This window comes from Stieleria sp. JC731, assembly GCF_020966635.1.
Taxonomy (GTDB): Bacteria; Planctomycetota; Planctomycetia; order Pirellulales; family Pirellulaceae; genus Stieleria.
The window spans coordinates 136,747-155,903 of sequence record NZ_JAJKFQ010000005.1 but is presented as its reverse complement, the minus strand read 5'-3'; the positions used below and the strand labels follow the sequence as shown (position 1 = coordinate 155,903).

Annotated in this window: 15 protein-coding genes; 9 read left to right on the top strand and 6 right to left on the bottom strand. The window is 53.3% G+C overall.

Translation table 11 applies throughout. The annotated features are described in order from the left end of the window. Nucleotides 1-18: 18 nt before the first annotated feature. The 6 genes from LOC67_RS11735 to LOC67_RS11710 form a co-directional block, all read right to left on the bottom strand. Nucleotides 19-1,272 carry a Zn-dependent hydrolase gene (locus tag LOC67_RS11735; protein WP_230262794.1) on the bottom strand — a complete coding sequence of 418 codons (1,254 nt, stop codon included), beginning with the start codon at nucleotides 1,270-1,272 and terminating at the stop codon, nucleotides 19-21. Beyond that, nucleotides 1,272-3,191: an asparagine synthase (glutamine-hydrolyzing) gene (gene asnB, locus LOC67_RS11730; protein WP_261366889.1), complete on the bottom strand. Its 1,920-nt coding sequence runs from the start codon at nucleotides 3,189-3,191 to the stop codon at nucleotides 1,272-1,274. Before asnB ends, LOC67_RS11735 begins: the two co-directional genes overlap by 1 nt. 26 nt (nucleotides 3,192-3,217) lie before the next feature. Continuing rightward, nucleotides 3,218-4,294 carry an aspartate carbamoyltransferase gene (locus LOC67_RS11725; protein WP_230262792.1) on the bottom strand — a complete coding sequence of 359 codons (1,077 nt, stop codon included), beginning with the start codon at nucleotides 4,292-4,294 and terminating at the stop codon, nucleotides 3,218-3,220. 129 nt (nucleotides 4,295-4,423) lie between these two features. Next, the gene (locus LOC67_RS11720; protein WP_230263740.1) at nucleotides 4,424-5,926 is read right to left on the bottom strand and encodes a sodium:solute symporter family transporter; all 1,503 of its coding nucleotides are present in this window, start codon (nucleotides 5,924-5,926) and stop codon (nucleotides 4,424-4,426) included. Further along, on the bottom strand, nucleotides 5,926-6,492 hold the full coding sequence (locus LOC67_RS11715; protein ID WP_230262791.1) for a hypothetical protein: 567 nt from the start codon (nucleotides 6,490-6,492) through the stop codon (nucleotides 5,926-5,928). The genes LOC67_RS11720 and LOC67_RS11715 overlap by 1 nt, the downstream gene beginning before the upstream one ends. A 642-nt stretch (nucleotides 6,493-7,134) precedes the next feature. Next, the gene (locus tag LOC67_RS11710) at nucleotides 7,135-7,356 is read right to left on the bottom strand and encodes a hypothetical protein (protein ID WP_230262790.1); all 222 of its coding nucleotides are present in this window, start codon (nucleotides 7,354-7,356) and stop codon (nucleotides 7,135-7,137) included. A 1,004-nt stretch (nucleotides 7,357-8,360) separates the two neighbouring features. Between LOC67_RS11710 and LOC67_RS11705 the strand changes: the two genes are divergently transcribed. From LOC67_RS11705 to LOC67_RS11665, 9 genes are all read left to right on the top strand, one after another. Next, entirely contained in the window at nucleotides 8,361-8,954 is a 594-nt protein-coding gene (locus LOC67_RS11705) for a MarR family transcriptional regulator (RefSeq protein WP_315861053.1), read from the top strand. Between the two features lie 599 nt (nucleotides 8,955-9,553). After that, nucleotides 9,554-9,889, top strand: a complete 336-nt coding sequence (locus LOC67_RS11700; RefSeq protein ID WP_230262788.1) for a lipid asymmetry maintenance protein MlaB — start codon at nucleotides 9,554-9,556, stop codon at nucleotides 9,887-9,889. Between the two features lie 62 nt (nucleotides 9,890-9,951). Beyond that, a complete protein-coding gene (locus LOC67_RS11695; protein ID WP_230262787.1) occupies nucleotides 9,952-10,968 on the top strand; it encodes a methyl-accepting chemotaxis protein in 1,017 nt (338 codons plus the stop codon). 18 nt (nucleotides 10,969-10,986) lie between these two features. After that, on the top strand, nucleotides 10,987-11,352 hold the full coding sequence (locus tag LOC67_RS11690) for a response regulator (RefSeq protein ID WP_261366888.1): 366 nt from the start codon (nucleotides 10,987-10,989) through the stop codon (nucleotides 11,350-11,352). 22 nt (nucleotides 11,353-11,374) lie between these two features. Then, a complete protein-coding gene (locus tag LOC67_RS11685) occupies nucleotides 11,375-13,348 on the top strand; it encodes a chemotaxis protein CheA (RefSeq protein WP_230262785.1) in 1,974 nt (657 codons plus the stop codon). Between the two features lie 73 nt (nucleotides 13,349-13,421). After that, nucleotides 13,422-13,937 carry a chemotaxis protein CheW gene (locus LOC67_RS11680; protein WP_230262784.1) on the top strand — a complete coding sequence of 172 codons (516 nt, stop codon included), beginning with the start codon at nucleotides 13,422-13,424 and terminating at the stop codon, nucleotides 13,935-13,937. 157 nt (nucleotides 13,938-14,094) lie between these two features. Further along, a complete protein-coding gene (locus tag LOC67_RS11675) occupies nucleotides 14,095-16,710 on the top strand; it encodes a methyl-accepting chemotaxis protein (protein ID WP_230262783.1) in 2,616 nt (871 codons plus the stop codon). A gap of 165 nt (nucleotides 16,711-16,875) precedes the next feature. Further along, nucleotides 16,876-17,208 carry a hypothetical protein gene (locus tag LOC67_RS11670; protein ID WP_230262782.1) on the top strand — a complete coding sequence of 111 codons (333 nt, stop codon included), beginning with the start codon at nucleotides 16,876-16,878 and terminating at the stop codon, nucleotides 17,206-17,208. A 412-nt stretch (nucleotides 17,209-17,620) separates the two neighbouring features. Continuing rightward, on the top strand, nucleotides 17,621-19,156 hold the full coding sequence (locus LOC67_RS11665; RefSeq protein ID WP_230262781.1) for a CheR family methyltransferase: 1,536 nt from the start codon (nucleotides 17,621-17,623) through the stop codon (nucleotides 19,154-19,156). The last annotated feature ends 1 nt before the right edge of the window (nucleotide 19,157 follow it).

Sequence of the window (19,157 nt, the reverse complement as noted above, 5' to 3'; positions counted from 1 at the left end):
TCTCGCAAGATTGCGATTTTAGCAAGTCATCGACATGATCGTCTGCAACATTAAATTGGCTCCGGCCTCGATATCTTTCCACGCGGTCCATTCAGCCGGGGAGTGACTTTGCCCGCGTTTGCTGGGGACAAACACCATCCCCACCGGAACGATCCGCCCCATGATCTGTGCGTCATGAGCCGCACCGCTGGGCATTTTCAAATACGACAGCCCCAAGCGTTCAGCCTGTTCGGTTAGCTGGCCGACGATTTGCTCGCTGCATTTGACGGGCGACAGATAGCTCATCTGTTCAAAGTCAAACATCAGGTTCCGTCGACGGGCGATTGCCGAAAGTGCTTTACGCAGTGCCGCAGACAGCTCATCCAGGATCTGTTCACTGGTGTCTCGAACGTCCAAAGAAAACTCGACCAATCCGGGGACGGTGTTTGCCGCACCGGGCATGATCTGCGCTTTGCCGATGGTAGCTCGACTGCGATCGCTGCCGTTTTCTTCTAGGATACGTGGAAGCTCATTCGCAAATTCGGCTAACCCCATAAATGCATCGTTTCGCATTTCCATGGGCGTCGTTCCAGCGTGATTGGCTTCACCACGCAGCCGAACGGACCAAGTAAATAGTCCGGTGATTTCATCGACAATGCCCACCGGCTTGTGGACTCGGTCAAGCACCGGGCCCTGCTCGATATGCAGTTCCAAATATCCCGCGATCGACTCCGGATCGCGTGCCGCATCGAGTGCCTCGAACGCGTCGTGCCCGTGACGCTTAAGTTCATCGGAGAGCAGAACCCCATTAAGATCTTTCATCGTCGCGACGGCACGGGGATTCATTTGTCCCGCGACCGATTGCGAACCGAACATCCCACCGAATCGACCTTCTTCATCGCTAAACGCGATCAGTTCAACATCGCAGTTCGGTTTGATATCGTTTTCACGAAGACAGCGTAGACACTCCAGACCGACGACCACGCCCAGTGTGCCATCGAGCGCTCCGGCACAGGGCACCGTGTCGATGTGCGAACCGACAAGGACCCTCGGACGATTCGTCCCCGATTCGAGGACAGCAGACACATTCAGTGCGCCGTCCTGACGAGGCTCCAGCCCCGCGTCGATGATGCGTTGTTTCAGCCAGCGTTTGCCATCCATGTCCGCATCGGTGAACGCCATTCGGTAGATCCCTTTGTCCTTAGGATCACGCCCCAATTCGGCCAAATCGAGGATGTCCGATTTGATGCGTTCGAGTTTGACGCAGACGTCCATTGATACATTGCTACTCATCAATCAACCACAGGCAAGGGAAGTCCTTCAACGTACTGGCCATGGAGCAAATGCAGTTGAAGCGCGTGATTCATCACAATATCGTTTCGGCGCGCGACCGTGCCATCGGTTTCCTGCCAAGCTTCGTCGATAAACGCGTTTAGTTTGTCACCGTCGAAAACGCCCAGCGTTGAAACACGTTCGGGAGTCATCCAGTGGCTGATCATTTCCTGAATGGCTTGTCGCTTCACAGGATCGGTGTGAGCAGGCGGAGCCATGAAGGCAAACTTTTTGCGTTCGTACAATTCCCGTGGCAACACGTTGACCATCGCTTCACGCAGTACCCATTTCTCGACGCCATCGCGAATTCGTATTTCCGGCGGAATCTGAACCGCATACTCGGCAACGTGATGGTCCAGGAACGCCGGCCGTGCTTCCATACTGTTGGCCATGTCCATGCGATCGCCACCCCAAGTCAAGATTTGGCCTTCCAGCATCGTCTTGCTCCAAGTGTACTGCGAAATATCCAGTCGATGTCTTCCGCGGACTTGTTCCGCATCGATCGCGTTGGCAACTTCACCGACAGGGTCGTATTCGTTTAACAAGTCCTGCAGAGGCGCTGACAGCAGCGGCCGAACGCGTTCAAGCGTCAACATCCAGGGCTGAATCCAAGACGGGGTAAACCCACACAAATCCATCCACGCCGGATGCTGCAAGTCTTCCTCCGCAAGAATAGCTCCGGCAAAAATCCCGCCGTCGTCTTCACGTCCCAGCCAATCGCGTTTAAAGAACGGGTATCCACCGAATAATTCGTCGGAACCTTCACCGGTGATAACCGCTTTGTAGTTACAGGCGCGAACCCGTCGACTCATGTGCCATTTTGCGACCGCGAGCGTATTGTAAAATGTCCGTTCGGCGTGCCAGGTGGCCCGTTCAAATGCCGGCCCATAAAGCTCTTTTTCGGTCAACCGCAAAAGCTCTTGCTCAGCACCGGTCCGCTCGGCCATCAACTTGGCGATATTCGATTCGTCGTACGCGTCGCTATCGAATGCGATCGTAAATGCTTTGACCGGTGATTGCTGTAGCGTTGTGGCGAGTCCCAAGATCGAACAGCTATCGATACCACCGGATAGGTAGCAGCCGACCGGAACGTCAGCTTCTAGCCGCGTCGCGACCGCATCGATCAATCGCTCCTTGACTCCGGCAACATACTCGTCGGGATTGGGATTCGGATCATGGCTGGTCGGAAACTCCAGGTCCCACCAACGTTTCTGCCGCGTCGTCAATCTGTCGCCCTCTCGCTGGACGATCAGCATGTGTCCCGGCAATAAGGCATTGACGCCTTCAAACGCTGTCGATCCCGGGACCATCACTTGCATCATCTGATGAAGCGCGGCTTTGGGACAAAGTTTAGGATCGATACTGGGGTGCTTTAAGATCGATTTGACTTCAGATCCCCATGCAACACCGTTTTCGTTCACGGCGTAGTACAGAGGCTTAATTCCGAATCGATCGCGCACCAAGATCAACTGCTGCTTTCGATGATCGTAGAGCACGACTGCGAATTCGCCTCGCAGACGCTCAACAAAGGACAAGCCATGCTTCAAATAAAGCGGCAGCGCGATCGCACTGTCGCTTTTACCGTGACACGTCAATTGTTCACACGCCAGTTCGGTGCGAATCCTTTTGTAGCCGTATAACTCTCCGTTGACGGTCAACGCGTAGTCACCATCATCCGATTCGATCGGCTGGTGACCATGGTCAAGTCCCACGATCGACAATCGCGTGTGACCGAGAGCGAGGCCCTGATCGACAAACAGACGGCTTCCGCGTTCGTCCGGACCACGGTGATCCAAAACGTCTAGCATACCATCGAGAACGAACCGCATTTCGCGTTCGTTCTGTCGCGACGGATTCCAAAATCCTGTAATTCCACACATAGATCAATGTATTCCAATTAGATGGACTAGATGCCGCTTACGCGATCCAGTCGATCAAGTACAGCTGTAAGAAGCGCCTGGCGGACAAAGACTGCGCCGGCGGCTTGTGCAAAGTAAAGATTGTGTTCGGTGTCATCCAAGTCGGTCGAAAGCTCTTTGTTTCGCGCCAACGGATGCATCACCACCGCATTGGGTTTCAGCGGACTGTCGCAATCGATTTTGTAGCGACTGCCCAAGTTTCGATAGCTGCTTCCCAAGAAGGCAATCGAATTGACATACACCACGTCAAGCTCAGGCAGCACCTCACGAACGTCATTGGTGATTTCCAGCTCAATCGGCGATTGTTCAATCGGTTCGGTCAAGTCCAAGCCGACCGGATCCGCCATCTCTGAAATCAGCGTGATTTTCCTTACCGCACCGCTGAACATTAGCGAGATACGCAGGAAGCTTTTGACCGCCCGCATCGAACCTGGCGTTCCGATAATACCGAGGTGGATTCGCCGATCTTCAGGGCAATCCGGTTTGATTAGTTCCGGACGCCATTTCAGCAACGCATACCAATCGATCAATGCCTGCGTGGGGTGATGTCCACTACCGTTACCGGCGTTGATCAACGGGCGTTGCAGATTCTTGCGAATCTCGTCGACGCTATCGGTATCGGGGTGACGCATGATGACAACGTCGCCATACGTGTTAAACATCTCACCGATATCGGCAAGCGATTCACCTTTTGCGATGCCAGTTACCTGCCCGTCTGGGACAGACAAGACTTTACCGTCCAGTCGCAACACCGCACTTTCGAACGAAAGGCGTGTTCGTGTACTGGCTTCAAAAAATGCGGTGATCGCAATCTTTCCATCCAGTGGCTTATCGATTTCCACGTTGCGGGATTCAAGCAATGCCGCAAGCTGCGAAATCGCCACAACGGTTCGGCGATCAAATTGTCTTGGATTGACAATCGATTGGCCGGCCAACGCAAGCAACGCTTCGCGGTCAATCTTGTTTTCGCAAAAATCCAGCAGGTCGCTTGGACGGACGACCAAGCCTTTCGAATTACTCGCGTATTCTGTCAATGGTTCATTGGGGTACGAAGAAGCGTTCATCGAATAGGTCTCACCAAATCCGTTTGCCTTTCATGTCAAATATCAAAAATGTCAACAGTCCTAGTGCACCGACAATGCACAAACCAATTCCGCCTATTACGATCAACTTCAAAAACCAAACTGGAAACATCATCCAATCACCCCTTCATTGCCTTGAATCGTGGATGACGCCTCGTCAACTTGATTCGCCGGTCCAGACAGCGACGGTCTAGACAAGGAGGCGAAATCAAAATTGTCTTTCCAAATAAAACTCGCGATCACAAACACCAAGCCAGAAGTCGCCGCACCGATCAGCGATGCGACAAACCACTCGATCGTGAAATATGCGATCAACCCAGCCACACTGCCGGTGACCATCGCTGCACATGCGGCAACTGGACTGGCGCTTCGAAAATAGAGGCCCCCGAGAATCGGCCATAAACAGCTACCCACCATCGGCCCGGCAAAGAACAACACAGTCGCCAAGGTGCCGTAGTTGGGCAATGCCAATCCCCAAGCCAAAACTCCTAACCCGATGACCGCATACGACGACCATCGTCGTTTGATTCGATCATTGACGGGCGACGAGCTAATCGGCTCTGCGATATCGTTGACAATTAAGTCTCCGGTCGCGGCAAGAAGACTATCGATGCTGGACGCCAGAGAGCAGAAAACGACGACAAAAACCATCACTGCACCCGATGTCCCCAGCAGTGTCGCAGCCACGAGTGGCCCTACCGTGTCGGGCTGACTGATTCCGATACCGAGCGCCGGCGCGGCCAGCCCGAGAAAGCCAGCTACGATCGGAACGGGCAACCAAATCAATCCGCCGAGGGCATATGCTTTGGCTCCGACTCCTTCCCGCATTGCAAACGCACGGCTCCACCACACATTGCTATGGAAGATCTCGCCAAAGGCAAACAACATGTTGTTGAACAGCGCCATCAACGCGGCAGGAAACAGCATGTCCAACATCATCGGGCGTTTGACTTCTAAGGACTGATGAACCTCCGCGATGTCGACCTGCATGAGAACAGCGATCGCGACGATGACCAGTCCCACCAAAATGATCAAGCTTTGAATAAAGTCTGTTCCGATGACGGCGTACATCCCGCCAAATAACGTGTACAGAACACAGACAGCCAAGACGACCGTCATCCCGATCTCATAGGGAATCCCCGAAAGGATATTCAGCAACTTGCCTCCCGCCATGGTCATCGAAACCAGCCAAGTAAGCGCATAAAACAACGAGATGATCAGGAATGGGATCGAGCCCAGCCGACCATACCGCCGTGAAATAAATTCAACCGCGGTATAACCATGCGGCATGACCTTTCGGATCCGTGCGCTCATCGGGGCAAACGCGAACAATCCGAAACTTGCCGTGCAATAAGCCAATGCCCCCCAGACGCCAAGCTGCAAAGCAAACTGCGGGGCGATCATGGTCGTATTCGAAGTGATCCAGGTCGCGACAGCTGTTGCTGTCGCCAATGCCAGTCCAACATTTCGACCGGCAACCGCAAAGCCATCATACGATTTTGCTTTGCGTCCCCACCACAAACCTAGTCCGACCCAAAAGACACTGAAGACGGCAAGAAGTATGTATCCCGCTTCGGCACTCAAGATCGTGACGGTCGATTCCTGAGCGATCATCACGTGGTCACCTTCATCCTGTTGCTTGGTTCGTCGTTTTCTGACCAGCGTTCACCGACAACGATCACGGTCACAACCGCGACGGTGACGATGAAGCCAACGGCAAAAAGTAGCCAGACCATATAGTAAGGCCAGTGAGAAACAGTGACGTCAGTCGCGTCAACGGATCGTGCCAATTCAGTCCCATCGGCTGAGAACGCTCGGACGTGATAGCGATAAACACCGTCTGGTAATCCTGAGATAAACGCCTGAGGGAAGACTCCCGAATACATCACCAACCCATCGTCATCAAACACCTCGTAGCGTGTCGCGTCAGGGACTGCACTCCATGTCAATGTCACGTAGCCTTCACGTGTTGTCAGCTCGGGTGAAGATGTGAACTTCAACGGGTTAGATTGTGCTTGAGCACCGGGTTTCGAATTGCTGTTCGTCGTGCTGTCACCCGCAAGCGACTGGGCTGCAAAGGTCAACATCGACAACAGAACAAGCATTGCTAGCCGAAGCAGCGTTACCGGATGACCGGGCAGCGTCGATGTATCACTGCAGCCAGTGAACAACATGTCCATAGAACAACGTCGCTGTTTCAGCGACCATCTTTTCAGTCGGTTCACTGGATTAAATCTCTGCGCACTCACGAATGATTCGATCTTCTATCCCTTCATTCGAACACCGCAGCGGACGAGAGACCTCACGATCGAGAACGCAATAAAAGCGGTCTGGATGATCAGCTTTAGCGTTCAGATCGTTCAATTGGTGGACCTTGATGGACAGATACTTACGTCGTGGAACAATCCAGTTGATCCATTGGAATCAATAGGACTTAACGACACATAGAAACGGGAGTGAAACTTCGGCAGCACGATAAAGATAAGCGGAAACGAGCTGGTTGATTCAGCGGACTGACACCAGCATGGAAACTGCAGCGTGCGAATTGGGGATACCTTTCATCCCATATGACTGAACACCACACCAATCGCGTAGCTGATGTCTAAAAAAGACGGACCGCGACTGGTCGGAAGACGTGCCGATTACACATGGCCGCCAATTCACTGCTGAACGATTTAACTGCTGGCTAACTGCTGAACTGTGAATGACGGAGTTCAATTCACCTTGAGACGCTGGTCATGATGATGAGTGCCTTTGCAAAGACGTGACGAGCGGTGTGAAGATCAGAGGGCTATGTAGAGCGACGCCTCGGATGCTTACTTTCAGCGTCGTCTTACACGTTTCTGCCAATAGTCAATGCCCATCTCGTTCATGGGCGAACCGTCGAGGCAGACGACAATTTTCTCAGTGCCACGAGGGACTGATTTTAATTGCTTGGCAGCAGCTTCCCCACTGATCGCATCAATTGGGACCGTTGCCAATAGACTGCCTTCGTCACCGATTTGTTTAACATCATAAGTCTTCATCTCGGTGAATTCCGTCATGAGTTTACCTCAATTCGCGTATCAAAAATCCGGGTGCGAACGCTTCACATCCCGTGCGACTTTCCTGGGTTCCAGGAAGCCTCGTTTGGTTTTCCGACTCGGTTCGCCATCGCTGAACTGCTCAACCCTGTAGCGGTCGGGCCGTAGTCATGAACTGCTGTAGGGGAGCAACCGCAGCAGAGCAAACTGAGTGCGAAGCCCTGCCAGATGCAATTTTGCGAACAAAACTGAGCCATCACCCTGTCGCCTGCCCCCCGCATTAAACGGAGACGACAACCGAAAAGGGTGGCCTACTATTATTACGTGCAACACAAATAATTGCAACTGCAATGATTTCATCGGCAACTTTCGGGCTCCGATCCAGGATTTCCCCCCATCTGCGACTTCTCGATGCAGATGATGACCTGCTTGGAGCAGTTGCTCCGCCGTGTGCTGTGACGGGGCTGTGTGCTGTGTGCTGTGATGGACAATTGTTGAGGTGGTCCAAAGGCATGCGGCACACGGCCCGATATCGTGTTAGATTTGACGTAGCGGCGAACTAGTCGTGAAAACCGCGCTGATCCGGTGTCAAACAACCACCCGTTTAAGCCCACCAATCGAACCCGCAGAAAGTCACCCTAGTCTGACCGAAGCCCAACCCGTTCGAAGCTTGTAGGATCGTCATTGTCTGATCATCGCGAGTAAGCAGCACTACTCGAACAGTATTGCTGCGGTCACTAGACTTCGCGTTGGACAGTTGATTCGAATTGCAAAATGCTCGACCGGTTTGGTACCCCGCTGTAAAGCTCGATCGACGCCGACCAGATCCGGATCGATCAACACAATCCACCAATCAGTGCTTGGCTTTTCGAGGCAGCACTCTTGTGAACGACTCCTACATTCGAATTGAATACCAGTCATTCCAGCAAATCGAAGTCAGTGTTCAGCCGCGATCCTATGGCAGAATGTTCGTCAGTGTTGGAACTTTGACGCACCTGAAAAACGTGCAAACGAATTGATCGATAGTGAAAGACGAAGCGACAGTAATTTCTGGTTCCGTAGCAAAATGTGAACCGATCGGTTTTCAGATACTCCGCGCGATCCGGCGAATCATCCGCCGGACCTCGGAACATTCTCGCAACGTGGGTCGACAGGCAGGCGTCAGCGTCCCGCAAATGTTGTGCATGCGTGCCATCGCCGAAGCGGAACCGGGACAAGAGATGACGGTTGCGATGGTTGCCGAAACCGTGCAGTTGTCAGCACCGACCGTTTCGAGAATCTTGGACCGCTTAGAGAAGGGCGGCTACGTCGAACGGGAACGATCGAGCGTCGACCGCCGCAAAGTGTTCGTCGCGTTGACCGAACAAGGCTGGAACCGGTTGAACAACTTACCACAACCTTTGCACGAACAATTTTTGGCGCGTCTGGAGTCCCTCGATGAACGTGAGCGAATGGAGCTCAACAGTGCTCTCAATCGCATAGTCGAAATGATGGATGCATGCGACATCGACGCGTCGCCGATGCTTACACCGGAATTGGAAGTCGATCTTCTTAGCGAAGATGCGTTGCCGCAGGACGAGCTGCCAAGCGGAAAATCGGTTGACGGTTCGCTGACATAGAACCCGATCTAGTTTCTCGGCCGTCGCTTACTGGCTCGCTTATTGGCCCGACAAAGCAGCGCCAGTGCGCAGCGACTCATTCGAACTCTTCGATAGCGTGTCCTTGATAGCTTCTTGACCGCGCGTTGGTCTGCAACTCTTAGTCTGCAAACGTTGATCGCTGGTCGTTGAAATGGTGTTCGGAAAATCATTTCTTTCGCAACTGCGACAAGCCTGGCGTACTTCGCGTCAGGGGGCTTTCCCTACCTTCAGGTCAACCTTAGTGGGAGAGCAAGCAACTTCGGACAATTCAACCTAACCGCGACGGTTTACCCCCGTTTCGCTCACGCGCAAGTTGCGACGTTCTAGGTTTAATCGTTGGCCCACAGAGCAGGGGCACAGATCCCATCAGGCGGTTTGATTTTGGCGGTGATCCCATCCAAATCGCCAAGACCGTTCGAAGGGGTTTTGAGCATCAAGTGTGTATGCGTTCGCTCTGTCGATCAATTTCACTTCACTGATACTGCAAAGTTTGACGGTAGCGTTCGACAAACCAATTGAGGCGTCGTGACGCAGTCCAGCTTGACTATCTGTTTTCAACGATAAACCGGACCGGGGGCATGGAAACAATCAACATCCCATTATCGGGATCAATCGGTGTGGCACAGGCGGAGCAACTACATGCATCCATCCGCGAAGGCCTGCAATCCGGTGACGTCCTGCAGTTCGACTTTACTGATGCGCGTGATGTCGATGCATCAATTCTGCAACTGCTGATTGCGGCGAAGGCCGCATGCGAAGAGTCCGAGAAGTCGGTCCAGTGGATTGGTGTTTCGGAACAGCTTGCCAACTCGCTCCAACGATCCGGCGCTGACGAGATCCTCGGCATTTCGGATTCAGATGATGCGGCTTCTGATCAAGAAGCTGAAGTAGTGGCCGCAGAACCTGACGCATAGCTGATGAAATGGAAACGCTTGCAACTTGTGATGACTCAACAGTGCGTCTTGGGAGGCTCCCAATGAATGGATTTGGGAAACGATTCATACAAAACCTTCAAACCGGTTGGGGACTGTTTGGTAAACGCAGTCCCGGCAGCGGCGGTTTGAAGACCGAGGTGTCGGCGTGCCTTCCCGTCTTGGAAGTGTTGGAAAAGCAAATCTTAGACGCGATCGAGAAGGGGAACTCCGCCACCGACAATTTGAGCACTTCGTTTGGTGACATGGCACAACGTGCTAGAGAAGTAGTGCAAAAGGCGACCGATTCACGCCGCGATGAATCGACCGCTGGTGTTGAACAGGTTCGCGACGTTGTTTCAGAGTTGTTGTGTCACGTTCGAAAGACGAGTCAGTCAACTCGCGAAACCGCGAACATGTTGGCATCCATTGAAAAAGATGTCCAAGACGTCGAGACCTGCATGGTCAAGATCGAAGACATCGCAAACCGATCACGAATGGTTTCGCTGAACGGCCAAATCGAAGCCGCACGGGCAGGTGACTTTGGTGATGGGTTTGCAGTGGTAGCGTCCGAAACGGGCGACCTAGCACAAAACGTCTCCGAGGCGAGTAAGCGAATCCGTGAAGTCGTGGATCGCTTGGCCGATTCATTGCGAACGACTTACGAACAAACCGAAAACTTGGTCAACGTTGAACAACAGGCAACCGCGTCTTGTGAACAGCGTGTGGAAGAGATGTTAACCAGCCTGGCGATGTACCAGAACGATCTGGAGAACAACCTCGATTCGACCAAGACATCAAGTGACGAATTGGCGCGAGCCATTTCAAGATCTGTGATCACGTTGCAATTCCAAGATGCTGTTAGCCAACGGATGCATCACGTGACCGCAACTATTGGCGAAATTCGAGAAATATTTGGCTCGATCGTTGGGGAGGCGCCACGGGGTGTCGCCAAGAAACGATCTGACGAATGGTTAGAAAAGATCGCCGCTGGCTACTGTATCGATGACGAACGTCGCATCTTCAATGGAGATGTGGCAGTCGAAGAACCTTCCAACGATTCCAACATTGAGTTGTTTTAAACCGGAGCTCTAGAAGAAATGGCTAACACTGCGCTAGTGGTTGACGACTCCACGTCAATGCGACAAATGGTCTCCTTCACGCTGAGGGACTCCGGTTTCGAAGTAATCGAGGCTGGCAACGGCGAAGAAGCGTTGAAGAACGTCGCGGGCAAAGACGTGAAGGTTGTCGTCACCGACCTGAACATGCCCGTGATGGATGGCATGACGTTGATCCGCAGACTGCGGGCCGATGCCAAATTCAAATTCACACCGATCCTGATGCTGACAACGGAATCGCAAGATTCCAAAAAGCAAGAAGGTCGGGCTGCAGGGGCAACCGGTTGGATCGTCAAACCATTCAATCCTGAACAGCTAATGCAAGTGATCAATAAGGTCGTACGGTAACTCGAACTGACGGAGAAAACCCATGAAGGTCGACATGCGTCAGTTCCTGGAGTCGTTTTTCGATGAAGCTTCCGAGCACATCGAAAACATGGAAGCTGCCCTGCTGCAGCTCGAAAGTACACCCGACGACACGGAACTGCTCAATACAATTTTTCGCGCCGCACACTCCATCAAAGGAGCGAGTTCCACTTTCGGCGTTCACGGAGTTGGCGAGTTCACCCACGTGCTCGAAAGCTTGCTGGACCGAATGCGCGATGGAGAAATCCAAGTCACCAGCGAAACAACCGAAGTGTTGCTCGCTTCCGTCGATGTGCTAAGCGGATTGCTATCCGCAGCCCGCGATGGAACTGCCGAACCGACGAATACCGCCGAAGTCGTCGCCCGCCTTGAAGAAATCAACGGTGGCAAAAGCTCACACGCCTCCGGCGACGATGATCAACCGGCCGAGGCTGCCGCTGAACCCAGCTCGGGTGTTTACGACGTTCTGTTTCGCCCATCGAGCCACTTTTTTCACCTCGGACTTGATCCGCTGCTGCTGCTGCGCGATCTGGAAGAATGTGGCACCGTTTCGGAAATGAAGCTCGATTGGTCGCAGCTGCCATCCATTGCCGAGATGGACCCAGAATCATCCTACTTGGCTTGGACGTTGACACTTCAATCAGATCGCGATGAAAGCGAACTGCAGGACGTGTTCATGTTCGTCGATGATGAAACCACCGTCGAATTCAATAAGCCTGAACCGCCTGCTGCTGAAGAACCCGTTGCTGATGAGCAAGAGGAAACGACTGCTATTGCAAAGGCCGACGGAAAAGCCCCAGCGGCAAAGGCATCCGGAACACTTCAACGAGAATCGGTTCGAGTCAACGGCGAACGACTCGACAGCATGATCAACCAAATCGGCGAACTGGTCATCGGTATCAGTATGGTCGAACAGGAGTGGGCCGAAATCAGCGGTGGAACCGATTCGGCTGCCATCGTTCAGCTCAGCAAGATCGTCCGTGATCTACAGGAACAGAGCTTGTCGCTGCGGATGGTTCCGGTTGCGGCAACGTTCCAGAAGATGGCACGAATCGTTCGTGACCTCAGCAACCGTCTCGGAAAGAAAATCAACTTCGAAGTCTCTGGTGAAGAGACCGAGTTGGACAAGACGGTGGTTGACCAAATTGGTGACCCGCTGATTCACATGATCCGAAACTCGGTCGACCACGGTATCGAAACACCTGAAAAGCGTGTTGCCGCCGGAAAGCCCGCCGAAGGCCATATCTCGGTCCGCGCCTACCATCAAGGTGGCAATATCTTTATCGAGTTGAAAGACGACGGTAAAGGAATGGACCTCGATCGGATTCGCCAGAAAGCGATCGATCGCGGCATCGTTCATAAGGATGACAAGCTTTCGCAGCAGGAGATCTGCGAACTTGTGTTCCACGCCGGCCTTTCGACCGCCGAACAAGTCACCGACGTGTCGGGACGTGGCGTCGGAATGGACGTGGTCCGCCGGAATATCGAAGAACTAAAAGGAAGTGTGACACTGAACTCGCAACCCGGCATCGGCACGACAGTGACGGTCCGGTTGCCGTTGACGCTGGCCATCTTGGATGGCTTGTTGATCAGCCTGGGTTCAGAAGTCTATGTGATCCCACTGTTGTCAGTTGTCGAATCGTTCCGGCCTCGCAAGAACGAAGTCAAGCGACTGGCAAACAACATGGATGTTGTTCAGGTCCGTGGCGAAGTCGTTCCGATTTTGCACCTCCACTCGATCTTGAACATCACCGAAGCCCAGTCAGATCCGTGCCAAGGCTTGCTAGTGATTGTGGAAGATCACGATACGAAATTCGCACTGTTGGTGGACGACCTGATCGGCCAGCAACAGGCCGTGATTAAAAACCTCGAAGCGAATTTCCGCAAAGTCAATGGAATCGCAGGGGCGACCATTTTGGGAGACGGGCGCGTGGCCCTGATCCTCGACATCGTCAGTCTGAAGTCTTTGACAAGGTAGTTGTAAACGCGATTTGACGTCGCAATCCAACGAACAGATCTAACGAATCAGGGCTTTATGGATAGGTAAATCGATGACCATCACCCAAGAACAAGAACTACTTGAACAGGCGGCCGAGATCGCCCAAATCGCTGAAATGACTGACCTGTCGACCGAAGGGAACCAGTTCCTGACGTTCACACTGCAGGACGAGGAATTCGGCATCGAGATCCTGCGCGTTCAAGAAATCAAAGGCCTGTCGCGGATCACACCGATCCCCAACATGCCGTACTACATCCGCGGCGTTATGAACCTACGTGGGACCGTGGTCCCCATCATCGACTTGCGTGCAAAGTTCGCGATGCCACAAGTCGACTACAACCAGTTCACCGTCATCATCGTCGTCACGATCGGTGAGAAAGTGATCGGCCTGGTTGTCGACGCGGTAAGCGACGTCCTGAACGTCGCCGAAGAGAACATCGAATCGGCACCTGATCTTGGTGGCCAAGCCGACACGACTTTCATGACCGGCATCGCCAAATCGGGCGAACGTCTAATCACGTTGCTGAACATGGAAGATTTGATCGGGGCTGAAACCATATCGATGTAGCCCGGACTGAACCTCCTTCAGTTCCGGGATCACCGACTCGGCCCAGTTTCGACCGAGTTGGCTTAGTTTGATTCCGAGTGGGTCACGTTTCCTTTGCGAATCGACTCACAACCTTAAACAAGCACGTTCATATCCATTCACACGAGGGGCACCACGAATGGCCACCACTAAACCTTCTAACGCTAAACCGACTCGACGCACTCCACGCAAAGCCGCACGCCCGGCTCCTGCGCCCGAACCGATCGAAGAATTGGATGCCGTCGATCAGGTCGAACAATTGATGTCAGTCATCGACCGAGCAATCGACGGTGACTACTCCGAAGAGATCACCGTGACCGGCGACGACGCGGTTGGACACTTGGCCGACGGTCTGCGCACCGTTCTGGCCGACCTTGCCGAGACGAAAGACCAACTGGCCGACTCGCAAGGCCAACTTGACGCGATCGGCCGATCCCAAGCCGTCATCGAATTCGAACTCGATGGAACGGTCATCACTGCCAACGACAACTTCCTTGCCGCACTCGGTTACCGCCTGGACGAGATCGAAGGAAAGCATCACCGCATCTTTGTTAGCGACAAATACGCTAGCAGCAACGAATACCGCGAATTCTGGAACGATCTTTCCAGCGGCAAATTTAAATCGGATGAATTCGAACGATTCCGCAAAGACGGCTCATCGGTCTGGATCCAAGCCACTTACAACCCCGTCTTTGATGCCGACGGAAAGCCAGTCAAGGTTGTAAAATTTGCAAGCGATATCACCAAGGCAAAACTTGAAGCAGCCGACCATGCTGGCCAGATCAATGCGATCAGTAAGTCGCAAGCGGTCATCGAATTCGAACTCGATGGTACCATCCGTACCGCCAATGAAAACTTCCTGTCGGTTGTTGGCTATTCGCTGAACGAAATCCAAGGCAAACATCACCGAATGTTTGTTGACCGCGACCATGCCAACAGTCCGGAATACCGCAACTTCTGGGCGGACCTTGCCCAAGGTGAATTCAAAGCGGGTGAGTTCCTACGCCAAGGCCGCGACGGCAATGCGATTTGGATCCAAGCTTCTTACAACCCAATCCTTGATCCGAGCGGAAAACCGTACAAGGTCGTGAAATACGCCTCGGACATCACCGAAGCGAAAAAGCTACTTGAACAAGTGGCCGAAGCTGAAAAAGAAGCGACTCGCCAAACCGAGCGAACCAACGCAGCCGTTGTCGAAATCATCGATGCTGTCAGCGACGCACAAAAAGGCGAGTACAGCAAAGAGATCACCACCACAGGCGACGATGCTATCGGCAACTTGGCCGAAGGCATGCGAAAGTTCATCGCCGATAAGCAAGTGGCCGACGTCGAAATCGCTCGCGTCCAGTCGATGATGGAGCAAACACCGATCAATACGATGTTTGCCGATACCGATTACATCATCAAGTACATGAACCCAGCGTCAGTCAACACGCTGCGACAGTTGCAGGAGTTCCTTCCCTGCCGTGCGGATGAGATGGTCGGACAGTGCATCGACATTTTCCACAAAAACCCATCGCATCAACGCCGCATGTTGGCCGACCCAAGCCAATTGCCGGTCAAAGCGGATATCAAAGTCGGCCCCGAAACGCTGGCGTTGTTGGTCAGCCCGATCTACGATTCCAAACGCCAATACCTCGGTGCCATGGTGACCTGGGAGGTCATCACCGAACGTCTGGCGATGGAAAAGCAAATGAAGGACAAGATGGAGGAAGACCGCGTTCGTTCGGAAGAAACGCAGCGTAAGGTCGACGTTGTCCTCGAACTGGTCAACAGTGTTGCCGACGGATGTTTCGATGTGACCTTCCCCGACTTGGGGTCAGACGGCATCGGCAAAGTTGCCAACGCGATGGGCAAAGCGGTCGCATCGGTAAGAGATGCATTGGTTGAAGTCCGCGAAGTTTCGACAACGGTTGCGACAGCATCGACTCAGATGTCCAGCGCCGCCGAAGAGATCTCCCGTGGTGCTCAGCAACAAGCCGCACGACTGGAAGAAACCGCTTCCAGCTTGGAAGAGATCACCACCACGGTGAAGCAGAACAGCGAGAACGCACAAGAGGCTCGCGCCCTTGCGAACGGTTCGCGTGATGTTGCTTCCGAAGGCGGTAAAGTCGTCGGCGATGCGGTCCAGGCGATGCGTGAAATCAACGCTTCGTCGAAACAGATCTCCGACATCATCACGACGATCGACGAAATCGCGTTCCAAACCAATCTCTTGGCCCTCAACGCGGCTGTCGAAGCGGCACGAGCCGGTGAACAAGGTCGTGGGTTCGCGGTTGTCGCGTCAGAGGTTCGCAACTTGGCACAACGCAGTGCTTCGTCAGCGAAAGAAATTAAGAGCCTGATTCAAGATTCAGCCAGCAAGGTCGAAAAGGGAACCGAGCTGGTCAACAAGTCAGGGGAGACATTGGGAGAAATCGTCGACTCGGTCAAACGTGTCACCGACATCGTTGCCGAAATCGCCGCGGCCTCGCAAGAACAGCTCACCGGTATCGAACAGGTTGCCAAAGCGGTAACGCAAATCGATCAACTGACTCAGGCGAACGCCAGCCAAACCGAAGAGATGGCTGGAACGTCCGGTTCGGTGCTTAACCACGCACGCAGCCTGGACGAGATGGTCAGCCGATTCCAACTGGGTGTCGGCGGAAGCTCATCGCATCATGCACCACGGGCAGCGGCTACACCCGCCCCACGTGCAGCAAGTCCCTCGCAACCTGCGGGCGGATCAAGCCACGATGACTTTATGGATTTTTAATCCGAACTAGCGGGATCGACCGCGACCAATCCAACGGTCACGGTCGGCCCAGCGATGCCAGCCCCGACACCACTCGGGGCGAATCACCACGAGCGGGCCCGATAACAAAGGCCCGCAAAGGTTGGTCGCGGTCAACAGAATCATTCAGCTTCGAGAGTCGACAACATGTCCGGATTGACACAGCGAATGCAGCAGTTGTTTACAGGCAGATCGGCAAACCACTTGCCTTCTGAAAAACTGCAGCAATGCGAAGATCAGCAATGGGATCGCCTACTGGAATCATGTGGCGAGCTACTGAATCTGACGGCAAGCCTTGGCATTCACGTCACGTTTCCTCGTTCGACGGATTCCAAGCCGGCACCACTGGACTACTGCGAGATTCATCCTGCGGCTTTTAAACCGACGAACCGGATCGCAAATGACTTGCCAGATCAAGGGTCCGATCGGGTAAAGCGAACAATGGTCCAGTCGAGGATCCAGCACTACAGCGACCGTTAATCGGCCCAAAAGAACTGAGACGCGTTTGATCTCGAACGCGTCGACAGGAAATGAAGGCCTGATGTCCCCGATCAGAAATCGGGCTGCCGATCGAGCGACTCGTCGACGAACCGTTTCAATACTCCAACTAGGTGTCACCCCAAAAGCCAAACACGTCCATCATTCGATTCTGCTCGAATCCGTGATCCGCCTGACCGACTGCAATGCAATTCATCCCGGTCGCCACGTGAACGGATTTCGAACAGAGAAAAGCGAAGGACAGAACTTTTCCGTAGTGAAATGACCGTTACGCGATCATTTCTTTACACGAACGATGACAAATGGAAATAGCGTCGATTGGTGTTCAACCGACGAATGGGTTCCAAGCAACATTCGAGCCAAGCCGACGCGATAAGGGCAACCGATACGAATCATGACGACCACAGATACTCAGGCGCAGGACGCCGCGCAGCGGGCAACACTTCGGATTCCACAGTTCCGCCTTTTGCGTGATTTGATTTACAACTCGACGGGTATTTCGCTGGGCGACAATAAGCTGGATTTCGTTCAATCCAGACTTCGAAAGCGTCTTCGTCATCACAACATGTCGTCGTTTGCGACGTACTACGACCTGCTGAAATCTCAAGGCCCCGACGGAGCCGAGATGCAGGAGATGATCAACCGCATCACGACGAACAAGACTCACTTCTTTCGCGAAGACCATCACTTCCATTATCTACGCGATGTTGTCTTTGACAGGTATGTCCAAGAAGCAACACGACGTGAACGTCCGCGAAAACTTCGCATCTGGTGCGCGGCAGCTTCGACCGGAGAAGAACCCTACACATTGGCAATCACCACGCGCGATTATTTTGCAAATCAGCCAGGCTGGGATATTCGAATCCTCGCTACTGACATCGACACGAATGTCTTGCAAAAATGCCAGGAAGCGACTTACATCCCAGACCAGCTTTTGGAAACGCCTGGCGAGATCGTCAAACAGTATTTCACGCCTGCGAAAAACCAGCCCGGTTCATTGACCGTCCGCCCGGAGGTCAAACAATTGGTCACTTTCCGACAATTGAATTTGTTGGAAGACCAATGGCCAATCCGCACGAAGTTCGATGTGATTTTCTGTCGCAACGTATTGATCTACTTTGACCAACCGACGCAGGACAGTGTGATGCGTCACATGGCAAACTATTTGGCCGACGATGGATCACTGTTCATCGGTCACTCGGAATCGCTGTCCGGTTTGACCAGCACCTACACGCGCGTCGGACGGACTGTCTATCAACACACAAACACGGCGAGGGCAGCCGCGCCTCGCCCGCGGTTGGGCAGCGGGGTACAGATTAACTCGCCGACGCCTAGCCTGCCTTCCAGCCACCCCGGATCAGCCAACTACAGGGCTCCGGTAAATCGCCCCGCGCCTGATCTGCCGAAGAAATCGATCATCGTCGGTGATGTCATGGCAAGTGACAAACCGGTGCTGATCAGTACGATCTTGGGATCCTGCATCGCGGTTTGCTTGTACGACGATGCGATTAAAGCTGGCGGGATGAATCACTTTGCGTTGCCGTCCGGAAATTTGGGCTCGCGAAAAATCGCTAGCTTTGGCGTCCATGCGATGGAATTGCTGATCAACGACATCATGCAACTTGGCGGTGACCGTCGCCGATTGAAAGCCAAAGTCTTTGGCGGTGCCAACGTCCTCGGGATGTCCAGCGAAGAAAACATTGGTCAAAAGAATGTCGACTTCGTTCGCAAGTTTCTCGGGATGGAACAAATCCCGATCACGGCTGAATACCTAGGTGGCGATCAAGGGATGCAAGTCCTGTTCGAGCCCTGCAGTGGGAAAGCCAAGATGAAGCTTCTCGATCAAACGAAAACGATGGAAGCCGAAAAATTGGATCGTGCTCAGAGCAGTCATTCGGACGAGCCGGTTGCAGATATCACACTGTTCTAAG